Below are 17,360 nucleotides of genomic sequence, written 5' to 3' on the forward strand. Positions count from 1 at the left end.
CATTAAGTGGGGAATAAAAGACCTTAATTTCTTATATGAGCGTCGATACTTAAGTTATTGAACCGCCGTATACGGAACCGTACGTACTGGTGGTGTGAGAGGTCGACTAGTCAATTAATGACTAGTCTCCTACTCGATTAGCTTGGATTTGTAGCATTTTGTCCTGCTTGGCTTGCGTTTTGACCATACTTATTTTGGTAGTTTTCATTAAATGCTTTCATTAAGCTGTCACCATCCATAAACTCATCAAATGATGAGGCCACAGCGTCTTTCACATTGGAATTAATAGCAGCTGTTAGCGGGCAATATAAGAAAATACCCTCTGCTACCTTCATCGCACCAGCAGCAATAAGTGCAAAACCTAAACCTTTACTATCACGTGCAAGATGTGCAGTTCCCATTGCAGTCATTGCAACTCCACAAATTAAGCGCATAAAACCATTGCGTTCTGAAATATTTTCTTCCATTAATGACATCTCCTTTCATGAAGTAACATAAATATTCCTATAGAAATACTTCACTTTGAAATTTTGCTGTGATACGATAAAGTGAAACTCAATCAGTTTTTTACTGATTGATAGTTGAAACAATCGGGGTGTTAGTGTCCGTTAACTTCCACCTACACAATCATTGTTTCATAGGTATCATTTTAATGGTGGAGTCTTACGGACAGTTACACCGGGATAATATCAACAAGGTTTGCGTAAAATAATTTAACGCAATTTTTTGCAAAGTTAGTATGTGCGTATATAATGTGATTAACAGGATTAAATTTTTGAATAATTGGAAGGGAGTGTAAGTAAATGGCTGAATCTACTTGGAAAATTGAAGACATACGTAAGCAAATTGCGGTAATTGATGGCGAAGCTGCACCTACCATTGTTTTAAAAAACGCCAGGTATCTACATAGTATCTTTAAAAATTGGTTAGTAGGAAACATTTGGATTCATAAAGATCGTATCATTTATGTAGGCGATAAAATGCCTCTTAATTTAACAAATACTGAAGTAATTGATTTAGATGGTAAAACAGTTGTGCCAGGTTATATTGAACCACATGTACATCCATTCCAGCTTTATAACCCGTATTCATTTGCAGATTTTGCTTCACAAACAGGTACAACAACATTCATAGCAGATAATATGACATTTATGTTATCACTTCCAAATAAGAAAGCGTTTGCAATTATCGAACAATTAAAAGCATTACCTTTTTCATTTTATTGGTGGGTACGATTTGATTCTCAAACAGAATTAGAAAATGAAGATAAGCTTTTTACTAACAAGTCAATTTTTGAATGGTTAGAACGAAAAGATACGATTCTTGGTGGAGAACTAACTGGTTGGCCAAGGTTACTAAGTGGGGATGATCAGTTACTATATTGGATCCAATCAGCAAAGAAAAAAGGAAAGAAAATAGAAGGGCATTTTCCAGGAGCTTCCGAGCGTACACTTGCTAAGATGAGCCTATTTGGTGCAAATGGTGATCATGAATCAATGACAGTTGACGATGTTGAAAAGCGAATTATGCAGGGATATGCGGTTACATTACGTTATTCGTCAATACGTCCTGATTTACCTGATATGCTTAAAGGGATACTTGATAAGAAATTAGATATTTTTGAACATTTAATGATGACAACTGATGGCTCAACTCCAAACTTCCATAAAGAAGGTGTGATGGATCTATGTATTAAAATTGCTTTAGAAGCCGGTGTAAATCCAATTTTTGCATATAATATGGCTTCTTATAATGTAGCAAAATACTATAATATGGATCATTTACATGGACTTATAGCTACTGGTCGCTTTGCAACTCTTAATATATTAAAAGATGAATATAATCCTACTCCAGAAGCGGTATTGTCTAAAGGTGTTTGGCTGAAACGTAATAACGAAAAAGTTGATGCATTTACTCCTATTAATTGGGATATTTTTGATAAACTAAATATATCATTTGATTTAACAGATAACGATTTCCAATTCTCTATGCCAATTGGTATTGAAATGGTTAACGATGTTATAACAAAACCTTACCGAATTAATGTAAAATTAAATCAAAACGAGCTTTCTACTAAACATGACGAATCTTTATTAGTATTAATTGATCGAAATGGGAAATGGCGTGTTAATACTATGCTAAAAGGCTTTGCTACTCATGTGAAAGGCTTTGCTACATCCTATACAAATACAGGTCATATTATATTAATAGGTAAAAATATTGATGATATTAAGAAAGCGTTCGATGAAATGAAAAAATTAAATGGTGGAATTGTATTAGTTGAAAATCAAGAAGTCATTGCATCTATACCACTTACAATTGGCGGAACGTTATATGATGGACCAGTTGAAGAATTAATCGAAAAAGAAAATACGCTCATTTCAGCTTTAAAAGAACGAGGCTATCATCATTCAGATGCGATTTATACGTTGTTATTCTTACAATCTACACATCTACCGTATATTCGTATAACACCAAGAGGCATATTCGATGTTCTGAAAAAGAAAGTAATGCTACCAGCTGTTATGCGTTAAAGGGGATAGAACGATGTGGAGAAAAGGTTTGTATTGTGTACTAGCAACTACAGTCATACTATCAGCATGTGGAAATGAACAAGAAACTTCAGTAGAGCCTGGTCCTATTGATACTGAGCAAGAATCAGAGGAACAAACTGGACAAGAAACAGAGGTTGTTGAAGAAGAAATTCTATTACCTTATCAAACACCTTTTACTGGAGAACGTGTTGCAAATGAAGCAAATATGCGTCCAATTATTGCTACCATTAATAATCATCCTGCAGCACGACCTCAATCTGGTTTAGGATCTGCTGACGTTGTCTATGAAATGTTAGCAGAAGGAGATGTCACTAGGTTTTTAGCTTTATATCAATCAGAATTACCAGAAAAAATTGGACCAGTGCGTAGTGCTCGGGACTATTTTATTGAAATCGCATTAGGCTTAGATGCGTTCTATATTGCCCATGGCTATAGTCCTGAAGCACAATCCATGTTATTTAGTGGAGTCATTGACAACATAAATGGAATGCAATATGATGGGACTCTTTTTAAACGTTCAAGTACACGAAAAGCTCCACACAATTCCTATATTTCAGGTGAAAATGTGAAATTAGGGGCAGAAAAGATTGGTGCTTCACTTCTCTATCAGAAAAAAGTAGCGTATACTTATTATGAAGAAGAGGAAATTGTCAATACTGGCTTGTTAGTTAACAAAATTGAAGTAAAATATAGTAGAAATGATCAGTTCAACAGTTCTTACACTTATAACGAAGACGCTAAAACTTATTCAAGGCAATCTGGAAATATCGAAACCATCGATGATTTAACAAATGAACCAATCGCCTTATCCAATATCATCGTTATGGAGATGGATCATTCTATTATAGATAGCGTTGGTCGACGCGAAATTAACATAACGAGTGGTGGAAAAGCATATGTCTTCCAACATGGATATATGAGAGAAGTGCTATGGGAAAATAGAGATGGTTTATTAACAGCAATTGAAGCAAATGGTAGTGAAGTGAAATTAGTTCCTGGCCAGACGTGGGTTCATTTTGTTCCATCTTACCCTGGAATTGAATCTTTTGTTACCTATACAGAATAGTAATGAAAGGATGAGATTTAATGCAAATAGAAAAAATTCGTGGACATCAAACAGATCAATTATTCAAAGCGGTTCTAGAGTTAAAAAACCTAGAGGAATGTTATGAATTTTTTGATGACTTATGTACAATCAGTGAAATTCAATCACTAGCTCAACGCTTTGAAGTAGCCCATCTTCTTCGACTGAAAAAAACGTATGAAACAATTAAAAAAGAAACTGGGGCATCAACAGCTACCATTTCTCGTGTAAGACGTTGCTTTGATTATGGTAATGATACATACGATAAAATGCTTGGTCGATTGTATCCAGATGAAAAACCATTTCAAGCCTCAAAATAAATGAAAGCATAACCATCTAACAAGAACGAAATTTGTTAGGTGGTTTTATTTTTGGATAAGGGAGACAGGGTAAATTGGTGAAGAAGTTGCTGTTGAGTGGAAATGCATTGAATAAGTGAGTAATGGGACATTTCGGAGGAGGATTCATTTAGAAATGTCCCAAAACGGTGGGTTATGAGACATTTCATCGGAAAATTTAGCTGAAAATGTCTCATAACAATGGGTAATGGGACATTTCAGAGTAGAAATCGGTTGGAAATGTCCCATATTAATGGATTATGAGACATTTCACATAAAAATTCATCCAAAAATGTCCCAAAATCAATACCATACAATCACGTAGTATGGATTCAATCATACGCAACATTTACTATATGCGACTTCTTTTCGCTTTTATATAGTTTAAGATATACTTGTATTCGAGAAAAAATATAAATTGAAAAGTATTTGTAAGGTGGGAATGGAATGGAATATAAAAATTGGCGACATGTGTTTAAAATAGATCCAGCAAAAGAAATATCCGATGAAGCACTAGAAATGATTTGCGAATCAGGAACGGATGTTATTTTAGTAGGTGGAACAGACGGAGTAACAATCGATAACGTGATAGATAAATTAGTTCGGATTCGTCGTTTTACAGTACCAGTTGCATTAGAGATTTCTTCAATCGATTCTGTTACACCAGGGTTTGATTATTATTTAATTCCTTCAGTTTTAAACAGTACAGATACAAGATGGGTGAAGGATTTACATCATGAAGCAATTAAAGAATATGGTGACATTTTAGTATGGGACGAGCTGATTGCTGAAGGATATTGCGTATTAAATCGTGATTGCAAAGTAGCAAAGGAAACGAATGCAAATACAGATTTAACAGAAGAAGATGTTATTGCCTATGCCCGTTTAGCTGAGAATTTCTTTAAGTTACCAATTTTTTACCTTGAATATAGTGGTACATATGGTGATCCTAACTTAGTTTCTGCCGTAAAAGAGGTATTGAGCGAAGCAAATTTATTTTATGGTGGAGGTATTTCATCCCCAGAACAAGCACGCGAAATGGCAAGTATAGCGGACACAATTATTGTAGGAAATATTATTTACGACGATCTTAAACAAGCATTAAAAACTGTAGAGGCAGTAAAAAGTATCTCATTTGAAGCTGATAAATAATCATATTTCATGTATAATTAAGAACAAATGTTTGTGTAAATTTCGAAGCAATTTATGTAAATAGTTGAATTTGAATTCAAATAAGTTTGCCATAAGTATCGATAACTCTATTCGCAAATTCAATGTCTGAATTTAAATTCTAGTAATAAAAAGGTGGTGCATCATGGAACAATTAACGAAAAATTTACTAAATGGTATGAATCCGCAACAAGCTGAAGCGGTTAAAACAACTGAAGGACCACTTTTAATAATGGCTGGTGCAGGTTCAGGGAAAACAAGAGTATTAACACATCGTATTGCCTACCTAGTCGTTGAAAGAGAAGTGTATCCGTCTAAAATATTAGCGATTACATTTACAAATAAAGCAGCACGTGAAATGAGAGATCGAATTGATGGATTACTTGGTGCAGGTATATCCGAAAGTATGTGGGTATCTACATTCCACTCTATGTGCGTAAGAATTTTAAGAAGAAACATCGACAGAATCGGAATTTCTAAAAACTTTTCAATATTAGACTCTGCAGATCAATTATCGGTTGTGAAAAATGTCTTAAAGCAATTGAATATTGATTCGAAACGATTTGAGCCTCGCGCAATCTTAAATGCTATTAGTTCAGCAAAAAACGAATGTATTACAGCAGATCAATATAAAGCAAATAGTAATCCGAACAACCCTTATGAGAAAGTCATTGCTCAAGTGTATGAAGGGTACGAAAAAAGACTTCTTAAAAACCAATCCCTCGATTTTGATGATCTTATAATGACAACGATTCGGTTATTTGAACGTGTACCAGATGTACTGGAATTCTATCAAAATAAATTTCAGTACATACATGTAGACGAGTATCAAGATACCAACCATTCACAATATAAGCTAGTCCAAATGCTAGCTCAAAAATTTAAAAATATTTGTGTAGTGGGAGACTCAGATCAATCGATTTATCGTTGGCGTGGTGCTGATATTGGTAATATATTATCCTTTGAAAAAGATTACCCAAACGCCAAGGTCATTTTACTAGAGCAAAATTACCGTTCAACGAAGCGTATCTTACAAGCAGCGAATCAGGTTATCGAAAATAATACGAGTAGATATCCGAAAAAGCTACGTACAGATAATATGGAAGGCGAAAAAATTACCTTTTTTAAAGCAGGAAATGAGCAACAAGAGGCTCAATATGTTGTTAAAACAATAAAAGATTTAATCGAAAAGGAAAATCGCACTTTAGATGACTTTGCGATTCTTTACCGTACCAATGCTCAGTCGCGTGTAATGGAAGAAGTACTTGTTAAATCTAATATCACTTATCAAATTGTCGGAGGTACAAAATTCTACGACCGAAAAGAAATTAAAGATTTACTTGCTTACTTGCGATTAATTGCAAATAATGATGACGATTTATCACTTGCCCGAATTATTAATGAGCCGAAAAGAAATATTGGTGCTACTTCATTTGAAAGAATGGCAACTTACGCCATTGAACAAGACCGTTCTATTTTCGATGCGATGAATGAAGTCGTATTTATGGGCTTAACACCAAAAGCGATGAACGCCGTTGAGAAATTCCGTGATTTAATCGAAGGATTTACAAAAATGCAAGAATATCTTTCGGTGACAGAATTAGTAGAGCAAGTGATCGATAAAACTGGTTATCGTGAAATGCTTCAAAATGAAAAATCGATTGAAGCAGAAAGCCGTTTAGAAAATATCGAAGAGTTTTTATCTGTTACAAAAGCGTTTGAAGAACGTAGTGAAGATAAATCCCTTATCGCATTCCTGACGGATTTAGCATTAGTTGCAGATATTGACGCAATAGATAGAGAAGATACTTCAAAAGGAAGTATTATTTTAATGACCATGCACTCGGCAAAAGGATTAGAGTTTCCTGTCGTATTTATCATTGGAATGGAAGAAAATATTTTCCCTCATTCACGCTCATTAGATGATGCGGATGAAATGGAAGAAGAGCGAAGACTTGCCTATGTAGGTATAACTCGTGCTGAGGAAAGACTTTACTTAACTTGTGCACAATCACGTACAATCTTTGGTCGTTCAAGTTTTAATCCTCCATCACGATTTTTACGAGAAATCTCAGACGACATCCTTGAACAAGTTTCCATATCAAATCAGGGTAGCCAATCAGATCATCTTCCATTTAGTTCTAGCCGTGGTGGCAGAGACTTTAGTCAACGTAGAACAATTGGAAATATACAATCCCCAGCACAAGTGGCAAGCCTCAAGGCGACTGGTGGGGAGCAAGTAGAATGGAAACTTGGTGACAAAGCAGTACACAAAAAATGGGGAACAGGAACTGTCGTAAGTGTCAGAGGAAATAATGATGATTTAGAATTAGATATTGCATTCCCTGATTTAGGTGTGAAGCGATTATTAGCTAAATTTGCTCCAATAACAAAAGGATAATAATGATTCGAACTGGTGGAGGACTACGATGAACGAAAAAGAAAAACGAGTTGCAGAACTAAATAAGCTGTTACATGAGTACGGTCATGCTTACTATGTATTGGACAAACCAATCGTAACTGATGCAGAGTATGATCGTCTTTTAAACGAACTCATTGCGTTAGAAAAGGAAAACCCTGAATTCATTTATCCCGACTCTCCTACACAAAGAGTTGGGGGTAAACCTTTAGAAGGATTTCAAAAGGTAACGCATACTTATTCGATGTTAAGTTTATCAAATGCTTTCAATGAAGAGGATTTAAGGGATTTCGATCGTAAAATTCGCCAAGCAATTGGTAATGATTACTCATACGTATGCGAACTAAAAATCGATGGTTTAGCCATTTCGTTAAAGTATGAGAATGGTGTATTTGTTCAAGGAGCAACACGTGGTGACGGAACTGTTGGGGAAGACATTACGATGAATTTAAAAACAATCCGTTCTATACCACTTCGCTTAAAAGAACCTGTAACAATTGAGGTGCGCGGCGAAGCGTATATGCCTAAAAAATCATTCCAAAAACTAAATATGTTACGTGAAGAAAATGGTGAAGAACCATTCGCAAATCCGCGTAATGCAGCGGCTGGTTCATTAAGACAGTTGGATCCGAAAATTGCGGCGAGTAGAAACTTAGCAACCTTTATATATGCAATTGGTGGAGATGGCGAAGTTTATGGCATTGACTCTCATGCAGAAATGCTAGATTATTTAGAAACACTTGGTTTCCCTTCAAATAAAGAAAGACAACTATGTGCAACAATTGACGATGTCTTAGCGTTTATAAATAAATGGACAGAGGAACGCCCAAATTTACCTTATGAAATTGATGGAATCGTTGTAAAAGTTAATCGTTATGCACATCAAGATGAGCTTGGATTCACAGCAAAAAGTCCTCGCTGGGCAATTGCTTATAAATTCCCTGCAGAAGAAGTAACAACAAAAGTATTGGATATTGAGCTTACTGTTGGACGAACAGGTGTAATAACTCCAACTGCAATCCTTGAGCCTGTCTTAGTTGCTGGTTCTACTGTGGGACGCGCTTCACTTCATAATGAAGATTTAATTCGTGAAAAGGATATCCGAATTGGTGATACGGTTATTGTGCATAAGGCTGGAGATATCATTCCAGAAGTTGTAAGAGTAATCCTTGAACAACGCCCGGATGATGCAGTGCCATTTGAAATGCCAACAGAATGTATTGCATGCGGTAGTGAATTAGTTCGTTTTGAAGGTGAAGTAGCTTTGCGTTGTGTAAATCCAACTTGTCCTGCACAAATTGCTGAAGGCATTAAACACTTTGTTTCCAGAAATGCTATGAACATAGATGGACTCGGAGAAAAAGTAGTTGAACAATTACTAAGAGAAGGCTTAATAACAGACGTTGCCGATCTTTATCATTTACAAGTTGAGCAGTTAACGAGTCTTGAAAGAATGGGAGAAAAATCTGCAACAAATTTAGTGAATGCCATTGCGAAATCGAAAGAGAATTCATTAGAAAGATTACTCTTTGGATTAGGAATTCGTCATGTTGGTGAAAAGGCAGCCAAAATTCTATCTGAACAATTTGAAACGATGGATCAATTAATGATCGCAACTGTTGAAGATATTCAATCAATCCATGAAATTGGTGAAAAAATGGCTAATTCCATCGTCACTTACTTTGAAAAAGAAGAAGTGAAAATGCTCATTTCTCGATTAAAAGAAGCTGGCGTCAATATGGAGTACAAAGGTAAAAAAGTGCAGGTTGAAATTGGTGATAACCCATTCGCTGGTAAAACGATTGTTTTAACTGGTAAACTTGAACAATTGACACGTAACGAAGCTAAGGCGAAAATTGAAGCATTAGGTGGTATTGTTACAGGAAGTGTCAGTAAAAAGACTGACCTTGTTATTGCAGGTGCTGATGCTGGATCGAAGTTAACAAAGGCAACAGAATTAGGTATTGAAGTTTGGGACGAAAACCGCCTGATCGAACAATTAGAAGAAAAGTAAAGGAGTTTCACATAAATGAACCGATTTCGATGGCTTCCGTCGATAGCTGTACTAGCATTACTAGCAGCCTGTGTCCCTTCACCTGAAGAAGATGCAGAGATTTTAACAGATGAAACTGAAGAAGTTGAAACTACGATTATACCAAGTATACAAGTAGACGAAAGCTATTATAAAACGCTTATTCCATATAAAGAAAGCGCTAGTCGTGGTTTAGTTGTTTCTAATTTATATACAAAATATGATATTAAAGAAGTAGAAGCAGGCTTAATGCGTCTTTCACAGAACGTATTTAGTACAGATGATTACTTTTTCCAAGAAGGTCAATATTTAGATTCAAACACAGTAAGTAACTGGCTCTATCGGGAAAACCAAAATTCAAATTTAGATCCATCATTATGGGGTCTAAACCCTTCTAATTTAGATGCATCTGGAAATGAGATGGACCCAGAAACAAGAGCAAAAAAAGCCCCAATTTACTTGGCGCATATAGTGGAGCAAAACTACTTAAAGAAAACTGCTGACAATAAAGTTGGACTCGGTGGTATTTCAATAGGTCTTGCCTTAAACTCTATTTATTATTATCAGAAAGAGCAATATGGGGAATATTATCAGGAACCGATTCCTGATGATGTAATTGAGCAGAAGGGGAAAGAAATTGCAGAAAAAGTAATTACACGATTACGTGCTCGACCTGAACTTCAAGATGTTCCAATTGTTATTGGTCTATTCAAACAAGAAGCGAGAAATTCAATCGTACCAGGTACTTATTTTGCTTATAATGTTTCAGACAGTGGCCAAAATGGATTAGGCGACTGGCAATCAATCGATGAAGTTTATGTAACTTTCCCAACATCTGAGGAAGGTAACTACTACAGAGAAATGAATGACGCATTCCAAAACTTTAAGCAAGATATTGATAAATATTTCTCAAATTACACAAGTGTTATTGGTTCAGGATTTTATCGTAATCAGCAATTACAAAAAGTTAAAATTGAAATTCCAATTCAATTCTATGGTAAAACTGAAATTATTGGATTCGTACAATACTTGTCTGGTATCATTCTTAGCCAATTGCCGAATGATGTAATCATTGAAGTAAATATTACTTCTATTAACGGAACGGAAGCACTCATTCTTAAAGAACCAAATGAAAGTGAACCATTTGTTCATATTTATTAATGGAAATTAAAGTAGAATGATTGATTTTTTGCAAACAACATTTTCTATGACGAAACAGTGTAGTTAACATGCTACACTGTTTTTAAAATTTTATATAAAATATTTCAGTAACTGTTTCATAGGTTTGAAATGATATGGAAAATGGTCATAATTTAGAAGGTAAATAAACTAAATTGTTGTCTCACAATTATTTTTTACAATATTGACATGGACTTTCGTGTTTTAGTTCTATATTGTGATTTATGTAGAGAAAAATGGTATTATTATTGATTATTGCCATGTATTAAATTCGGAGGTGTAGAAATGGCAAAACTCTCAAAAGAAGAAGTAAAGCACGTTGCACATTTAGCACGACTTGCAATTACTGACGAAGATGCAGAAAAGTTCGCGGAACAACTTGGTAAAATTACGTATTTCGCAGAACAACTGAGCGAATTAGACACAACAAATGTTGCACCAACTTCACATGTATTGCCTATGGTAAATGTAATGCGTGAAGACATCGCAGTTAAAGGATTAGATCGTGATGTCATGATGTTAAACGTAAAAGAGCAAGAGAATGGACAGGTTAAAGTGCCACCAATTCTAGAAGATTAGGCCGTACAAGAAGGAGGGAAAACCATGACGTTATTTGAACGTTCAGCTAGAGAATTACAACAAGGTTTACATAATGGCGAATTTACAATCGCTGACTTAACAAACGAAGCATTTTCACGTATTGAGAAATTAGATGGAGATGTACAAGCATTCTTAGCTCTGAATAAAGAAAAAGCGCAAACTCAAGCAAAAGAACTAGATTCTGTTCCGAAAGGAGAACGTGGTCCATTATTCGGTCTACCTATCGGAATTAAAGATAACATTGTTACAGAAGGTCTTGAAACAACTTGTGCTTCAAAAATCTTACAAGGTTTTATTCCAATTTATGATGCAACTGTAGTGAAAAAACTGCAACAAGCAGGCATGGTTACAATTGGGAAGCTGAATATGGATGAATTCGCAATGGGTTCATCAAACGAAAATTCTGCTTATAAAACAACAAAAAATCCATGGAATTTAGAACATGTACCAGGAGGATCTTCGGGTGCTTCTGCGGCTAGTGTTGCAGCAGGTGAAATTCCTTTCTCATTAGGTTCAGATACAGGTGGATCAATCCGTCAACCAGCTGCATACTGTGGCGTTGTTGGTATGAAACCAACTTACGGACGTGTTTCTCGATTTGGTTTAGTTGCATTCGCTTCATCATTAGACCAAATTGGACCAATTACTCGTAATGTGTATGATAATGCACTTTTACTAGAAGCAATTGCTGGTGTGGATCCGAACGATTCAACTTCAGCGGATGTTCCAGTTCCAAACTATGTTGCAAATTTAAATGGTGATATTAAAGGTTTACGCGTTGCTGTACCAAAGGAATTCTTAGGTGAAGGTGTAAGAGAAGAAGTTCGCCAATCTATTAGAGAAGCACTTGAAGTATTAAAAGGTTTAGGTGCAACAGTTGAAGAAGTATCTCTTCCTCACTCTAAATATGCATTAGCTGCTTACTATATTCTAGCTTCTTCAGAGGCTTCATCAAATCTTTCACGTTTCGATGGTATCCGTTATGGTTTCCGTGCTGAAGGCGTGAAAAACTTAATGGAGCTTTATAAAGAAACACGTGCACAAGGTTTCGGTGAAGAAGTAAAACTTCGTATTATGCTTGGAACTTACTCACTTTCTGCAGGTACTTACGATGCTTACTACAAAAAAGCACAACAAGTACGTACATTAATTAAAGAAGACTACGATAAAGTATTCGAAAATTACGATGTGATTGTTGGGCCAACAGCACCAACAGCAGCATTTAAAGTTGGTCAAAACATCAATGATTCATTAACGATGTATGCAAATGACATTTTAACAATTCCGATTAACTTAGCTGGTGTTCCAGCGATCTCAATTCCATGTGGATTCCATGAAGGTTTACCACTTGGTTTACAAATTATCGGAAAACACTTTGATGAGGAAACAATCTATCGCACAGCATACGCTTATGAACAAGCAACAGACTTCCATAAGCAAACTCCTCAAATTTGGGAGGGTAAATAATCATGAATTTTGAAACAGTCATTGGTTTAGAGGTTCACGTAGAGTTAAAAACTGCCTCAAAAATCTTCTCTCCTGCACCAAACCATTTTGGAGCAGAACCAAATACAAATACTACAGTAATTGACCTTGGTTACCCAGGTGTATTACCTGTATTAAATAAAAACGTTGTTGATTATGCAATTAGAGCTTCATTAGCTTTAAATATGAAAATCAATCAACATACAAAATTTGACCGTAAAAACTACTTCTATCCTGATAATCCGAAAGCTTATCAAATTTCTCAATTTGATAAACCAATTGGTTATGATGGTTGGATCGAAATTGAAGTACCTGGTACAGATGGTAAAGAAGGTTATACAAAGAAAATCGGTATTACCCGCCTTCATATGGAAGAAGATGCTGGTAAATTAACACACGGTGATGGCTATTCTTTAGTAGACTTTAACCGTCAAGGTACTCCTTTAGTAGAGATTGTATCAGAACCAGATATCCGTACACCTGCAGAAGCGTACGCTTATCTTGAAAAATTAAAATCCATTATTCAATATACTGGAGTTTCAGATGTAAAGATGGAGGAAGGTTCACTTCGTTGTGATGCGAACATCTCAATCCGTCCTTATGGTCAAGAAGAATTCGGTACAAAAACAGAGTTGAAAAACTTAAACTCATTTAACTTTGTACGTAAAGGTTTAGAATATGAAGAAAAGCGCCAAGCAGAAGTATTAATGTCTGGTGGCGAAATTAAACAAGAGACTCGTCGTTTTGATGAAAAAACAGGCAAAACGATTTTAATGCGTGTTAAAGAAGGAACAGATGATTACCGTTACTTCCCTGAGCCAGACTTAGTTGATCTTGTAATTGATGATGCATGGTTAGAACGAGTTCGTCAGTCTATCCCTGAATTACCAGATGCTCGTAAAAAACGATATGTTGAAGAACTAGGTTTAACAAACTATGATGCAAGTGTATTAGTAGTTAACAAAACGATTTCTGATTTCTTCGATGCAATGGTAGCTGCTGGTGCAGATGCAAAATTATCTGCTAACTGGTTAATGGGTGACGTATCAGCTTACTTAAACGCAGAACAAATTGAAATTAACCAAACGAAATTAACGCCAGAAAACCTTGCTGGAATGGTAAAACTAATTTCTGATGGTACAATTTCTTCTAAAATCGCGAAAAAAGTATTCACTGAATTAGTACAAAACGGTGGAGATGCAAACAAAATCGTGAAAGATAAAGGTTTAGTACAAATTTCTGACGCGTCTGTACTAGTTCCAATTATCACGAAGATTTTAGATAACAACCCACAATCGATTGAAGACTTTAAAAACGGTAAAGATCGTGCAATCGGCTTCTTAGTTGGACAAATTATGAAGGAAACAAAAGGTCAAGCCAACCCACCAATGGTTAACAAAATCTTGCTTGAAGAGATTAATAAACGATAACATTTATTGAATGCTCATTTAACTGTTAGGGAAACCTATTAGTTAAATGAGCTTTTTTCTTTAATATGGTTAATTGATTTACTAGGACTGTGTTTATTGATTCTGTCTATATGTCCCTTATCTTGCAGACACTTCGTGAAGTACAAGAAAAATTCACAAATTAGAATGAAACCACACTATTATCCCAATCATAAAAATTGCTTTTTTTCTTTAAGTAAATGCAAAATAGAGAGAGAAAGGGGAGAATTAATTATGAAAACAGAACAACAATATTTTGAAGAATCAATGTCTATGGCTGATTACATGGAGCAAATGACAACTAACCTAAAAGAACCGAGCTTCGAGGTATATAACAACTTTAACGTGAATCCAGAAGATGAAGTTTTTGTCTTATTAAAAAACTCTAAGCCACACATACTTGCTATAACTGAAGATTGGTGTGGGGATGCAATGCTTAACAACCCAGTTATCCGCAAAATCGCAGAAGAAGCAGGGTTAGATATCCGTTGTGCTTTCCGTGATGCAGATACAGAATTGATCGATCGTCACTTAACAAACGGAGGACGAGCAATTCCAATCTACCTATTCTTAAACGATCAAGGAGAAGTTATTGCGAAATGGGGACCACGTGCACCAGAATTACAGCAATTAGTTACTGAAATGCGTGCAGGTTTACCAGACAAAGAAGACCCTCAATTTGAAGTAAAACAAAAAGAATTGTATACTTCTTTGCAGAGGAAATATGTGGATGATCCACAATGTGCAAAATGGGTTTATGAAGATATGAAAGCGGTTATAACAAAAGCGTTATCATAATCATAAAATATAAGACTTCACGTGAATTTGAAAATGTAATTAGATTAGGATGGGCAAAAAATGAAAAGAGCTAGAATCATTTATAATCCAACATCGGGTAGAGAAGTGTTTAAAAAGCATTTACCTGAGGCTTTAGAAAAGCTGGAAATTGCGGGCTATGAAACTTCTTGCCATGCAACAACAGGTGAGGATGATGCAAGGCTTGCTGCAGCTAATGCTGTCGAGAGAGGCTTTGATATTATTATCGCTGTCGGAGGAGATGGTACGCTAAATGAAGTAGTGGCTGGTATAAGCCCCTATGAAAATCGACCAAAACTAGGAATTGTTCCAACAGGGACAACAAATGATTTTGCGCGGGCAGTTCACATTCCTAGAAAAATAGATGAAGCAATTGACATTATTATTAAAGGAGATACCCTTCCTGTAGATGTCGGATTATTAAATGAGGAACGCTATTTCATCAATATTGCGGCTGGCGGTCGTATTACAGAGTTAACTTACGAAGTACCAAGTAAAATGAAAACAATACTTGGACAATTAGCCTATTATATAAAAGGGATTGAAATGCTTCCGTCTATTAAAGCAACGAACATGCGTATTGAGTATGATGACGAAGTATTTGAAGGAGACGCTATGTTGTTCCTTTGCGCTTTAACCAACTCAGTAGGTGGATTTGAGAAAATTGCACCTGACGCGAGTATTAATGACGGATTCTTTACAATGATGATTTTGAAAAAGTGTAATATAGGTGATTTCGTTCGACTTGCCTCATTAGCACTTCGCGGAGAACATTTAAATGACCCGAATGTTATATATAAAAAGGCGAGAAGTGTTAAAGTAACATCTGATGAAACTATCCACCTTAACTTAGACGGTGAATATGGTGGCGATGTGCCTGCAACATTCACCAACTTAAAGCAACATATTGAAATATTCGTCCCAATTGAAGATATTCGAGAGTTGGACCGTGTATAAGGAAAAACCTGTATGTTAGAACAATTTGTTCTTCATACAGGTTTTTTTATTTTTATAGTTAGAAAGTGCCGTAAATTAATGTGTGCTTTTGGTACTAGTTAAATTATAATGTACATAAAATGGTATGCAGTTTAAAGTATTATTTATTTTACTTTTTTGAAAAGGGGAAATTGAATGGTATCTGTTTATTCTTTGCTAGTGCTTGTCCATGTATTATCTGCAATTATCGGTATAGGAGCAACGTTTTTATTCCCAGTATTGACGACTTCTGCCAAAAATTTAACTCAGTTAAAATACACATTAGCACTGATGAAAAAAGCTGAAAACTATCCGAAAGTTGGAGGCATTTTTTTAATTCTTTCGGGACTAATTATGGGATTTTTGAACCCAACTTATTTTACAAAAATTTGGTTTACAGGTTCACTCGTGTTATATGTAGTAGTTGAAATTTTAATATATGCTATTGCAAATCGAAAAATGATGAAAGTCATCCCGGTTGTAATGGCAGCAAATGGAGAAGAAATTCCTAACGAATATAAAGTAGTTGAAAAAACAACTCAACCCATCCATATGATTGCTTCATTAATCGGAATTATAATTATTGTTTTAATGGTGTTAAAACCTTTTTAGTAAAAGCAAATATCACAGATATGATGAGTGGGATTGCAACCTACTCTTCTTTTTTTGTTTTGATTTTACGCTGAAATCTGCCTGTCACAAAACATTCTTAAATGGAACGAATTTCCTGAAAATATTTAAATAATAACTCAACTTTCGCACCAATAAAGTAGGTGATCCACGTTGATTGTTAAAGGCCTGCGGCCTTTTCATTATGTTACTTGACAATGTTAATGAAAAATGAAAAACACCTCGTTCTTTTGGTATAGTGTAATTGATTAGAAAACACTACCATACAGAAGAGGTGCTCCCTATATGATAGACCAAAATAGCCAATATAATCAACTGCCAAATGAACTTGATTCTGTTTTTTCTGAGCTGGAAATGTATAAACATTTACGCAAGGCTGGAATTAAAAAGTCCTTTGGTCTCAGCTGTTCTTACTTATTTCAACTCATTTTTTGTTTGATATTTCAACATAAAAATTGGTACACCCTTCTTGATTCAAAGAAGGCAGACAAGTTTCCTGCCAAGGATTCTGTCTATCGTTTTTTAAATCAATCAACATTTAATTGGCGCCGTTTCTTACTGCTATTAAGTACCTTTACAATTAAGAAAGTGAGTCGCCTTACTGACAAAAGTCGTCCAAAAGTGTTCGT

14 protein-coding genes and 1 pseudogene are annotated in these 17,360 nt (G+C 35.4%); 14 read left to right on the forward strand and 1 reads right to left on the reverse strand.

Features of this window, described 5'->3' with window-relative positions; translation table 11 throughout:
* Positions 1–137: 137 nt before the first annotated feature.
* Entirely contained in the window at positions 138–467 is a 330-nt protein-coding gene (locus ACOQFO_RS00090; RefSeq protein ID WP_421687696.1) for a YgaP family membrane protein, read from the reverse strand.
* Between the two features lie 336 nt (positions 468–803).
* On the opposite strand from ACOQFO_RS00090, the gene ACOQFO_RS00095 reads away from it, so the two are divergent.
* From ACOQFO_RS00095 to ACOQFO_RS00160, 14 genes and pseudogenes are all read left to right on the forward strand, one after another.
* Positions 804–2,534 (forward strand): adenine deaminase C-terminal domain-containing protein, encoded by a 1,731-nt coding sequence (locus tag ACOQFO_RS00095; protein ID WP_421687697.1) that lies wholly within the window; start codon positions 804–806, stop codon positions 2,532–2,534.
* 13 nt (positions 2,535–2,547) lie between these two features.
* Positions 2,548–3,621: a DUF3048 domain-containing protein gene (locus ACOQFO_RS00100; RefSeq protein ID WP_421687698.1), complete on the forward strand. Its 1,074-nt coding sequence runs from the start codon at positions 2,548–2,550 to the stop codon at positions 3,619–3,621.
* 20 nt (positions 3,622–3,641) lie between these two features.
* Positions 3,642–3,959, forward strand: coding sequence for a YerC/YecD family TrpR-related protein (locus ACOQFO_RS00105; RefSeq protein ID WP_036184642.1), 318 nt, complete (start codon positions 3,642–3,644; stop codon positions 3,957–3,959).
* Between the two features lie 465 nt (positions 3,960–4,424).
* Positions 4,425–5,129: a heptaprenylglyceryl phosphate synthase gene (locus ACOQFO_RS00110; protein ID WP_421687699.1), complete on the forward strand. Its 705-nt coding sequence runs from the start codon at positions 4,425–4,427 to the stop codon at positions 5,127–5,129.
* A 163-nt stretch (positions 5,130–5,292) separates the two neighbouring features.
* Positions 5,293–7,548, forward strand: coding sequence for a DNA helicase PcrA (gene pcrA, locus ACOQFO_RS00115; protein WP_421687700.1), 2,256 nt, complete (start codon positions 5,293–5,295; stop codon positions 7,546–7,548).
* Between the two features lie 28 nt (positions 7,549–7,576).
* Positions 7,577–9,580 carry an NAD-dependent DNA ligase LigA gene (gene ligA, locus ACOQFO_RS00120; RefSeq protein WP_421687701.1) on the forward strand — a complete coding sequence of 668 codons (2,004 nt, stop codon included), beginning with the start codon at positions 7,577–7,579 and terminating at the stop codon, positions 9,578–9,580.
* Between the two features lie 15 nt (positions 9,581–9,595).
* Entirely contained in the window at positions 9,596–10,759 is a 1,164-nt protein-coding gene (locus ACOQFO_RS00125) for a CamS family sex pheromone protein (protein WP_421687702.1), read from the forward strand.
* 303 nt (positions 10,760–11,062) lie between these two features.
* Positions 11,063–11,356 (forward strand): Asp-tRNA(Asn)/Glu-tRNA(Gln) amidotransferase subunit GatC, encoded by a 294-nt coding sequence (gene gatC, locus ACOQFO_RS00130; protein ID WP_421687703.1) that lies wholly within the window; start codon positions 11,063–11,065, stop codon positions 11,354–11,356.
* A 24-nt stretch (positions 11,357–11,380) separates the two neighbouring features.
* The gene (gene gatA, locus ACOQFO_RS00135) at positions 11,381–12,844 is read left to right on the forward strand and encodes an Asp-tRNA(Asn)/Glu-tRNA(Gln) amidotransferase subunit GatA (RefSeq protein ID WP_421687704.1); all 1,464 of its coding nucleotides are present in this window, start codon (positions 11,381–11,383) and stop codon (positions 12,842–12,844) included.
* Between the two features lie 2 nt (positions 12,845–12,846).
* Positions 12,847–14,292: an Asp-tRNA(Asn)/Glu-tRNA(Gln) amidotransferase subunit GatB gene (gene gatB / locus ACOQFO_RS00140; RefSeq protein ID WP_421687705.1), complete on the forward strand. Its 1,446-nt coding sequence runs from the start codon at positions 12,847–12,849 to the stop codon at positions 14,290–14,292.
* 252 nt (positions 14,293–14,544) lie between these two features.
* Entirely contained in the window at positions 14,545–15,108 is a 564-nt protein-coding gene (locus ACOQFO_RS00145; protein ID WP_421687706.1) for a thioredoxin family protein, read from the forward strand.
* Between the two features lie 60 nt (positions 15,109–15,168).
* Positions 15,169–16,083 carry a diacylglycerol kinase gene (locus tag ACOQFO_RS00150; protein WP_421687707.1) on the forward strand — a complete coding sequence of 305 codons (915 nt, stop codon included), beginning with the start codon at positions 15,169–15,171 and terminating at the stop codon, positions 16,081–16,083.
* Between the two features lie 174 nt (positions 16,084–16,257).
* Positions 16,258–16,713, forward strand: a complete 456-nt coding sequence (locus ACOQFO_RS00155) for a DUF2269 family protein (RefSeq protein WP_421687708.1) — start codon at positions 16,258–16,260, stop codon at positions 16,711–16,713.
* A 303-nt stretch (positions 16,714–17,016) separates the two neighbouring features.
* Positions 17,017–17,360, forward strand: a pseudogene (locus ACOQFO_RS00160) (IS4 family transposase); the annotation flags it as partial.

The sequence above is a fragment of the Ureibacillus sp. MALMAid1270 genome (assembly GCF_049202975.1).
Lineage (GTDB): Bacteria > Bacillota > Bacilli > Bacillales_A > Planococcaceae > Ureibacillus.

Coding starts and splice junctions, on each gene's coding strand:
- ACOQFO_RS00090 (WP_421687696.1), bottom strand. CDS start 467: ATGGAAGAAAATATTTCAGAACGCAATGGTTTTATGCGCTTAATTTGT.
- ACOQFO_RS00095 (WP_421687697.1), top strand. CDS start 804: ATGGCTGAATCTACTTGGAAAATTGAAGACATACGTAAGCAAATTGCG.
- ACOQFO_RS00100 (WP_421687698.1), top strand. CDS start 2,548: ATGTGGAGAAAAGGTTTGTATTGTGTACTAGCAACTACAGTCATACTA.
- ACOQFO_RS00105 (WP_036184642.1), top strand. CDS start 3,642: ATGCAAATAGAAAAAATTCGTGGACATCAAACAGATCAATTATTCAAA.
- ACOQFO_RS00110 (WP_421687699.1), top strand. CDS start 4,425: ATGGAATATAAAAATTGGCGACATGTGTTTAAAATAGATCCAGCAAAA.
- pcrA (WP_421687700.1), top strand. CDS start 5,293: ATGGAACAATTAACGAAAAATTTACTAAATGGTATGAATCCGCAACAA.
- ligA (WP_421687701.1), top strand. CDS start 7,577: ATGAACGAAAAAGAAAAACGAGTTGCAGAACTAAATAAGCTGTTACAT.
- ACOQFO_RS00125 (WP_421687702.1), top strand. CDS start 9,596: ATGAACCGATTTCGATGGCTTCCGTCGATAGCTGTACTAGCATTACTA.
- gatC (WP_421687703.1), top strand. CDS start 11,063: ATGGCAAAACTCTCAAAAGAAGAAGTAAAGCACGTTGCACATTTAGCA.
- gatA (WP_421687704.1), top strand. CDS start 11,381: ATGACGTTATTTGAACGTTCAGCTAGAGAATTACAACAAGGTTTACAT.
- gatB (WP_421687705.1), top strand. CDS start 12,847: ATGAATTTTGAAACAGTCATTGGTTTAGAGGTTCACGTAGAGTTAAAA.
- ACOQFO_RS00145 (WP_421687706.1), top strand. CDS start 14,545: ATGAAAACAGAACAACAATATTTTGAAGAATCAATGTCTATGGCTGAT.
- ACOQFO_RS00150 (WP_421687707.1), top strand. CDS start 15,169: ATGAAAAGAGCTAGAATCATTTATAATCCAACATCGGGTAGAGAAGTG.
- ACOQFO_RS00155 (WP_421687708.1), top strand. CDS start 16,258: ATGGTATCTGTTTATTCTTTGCTAGTGCTTGTCCATGTATTATCTGCA.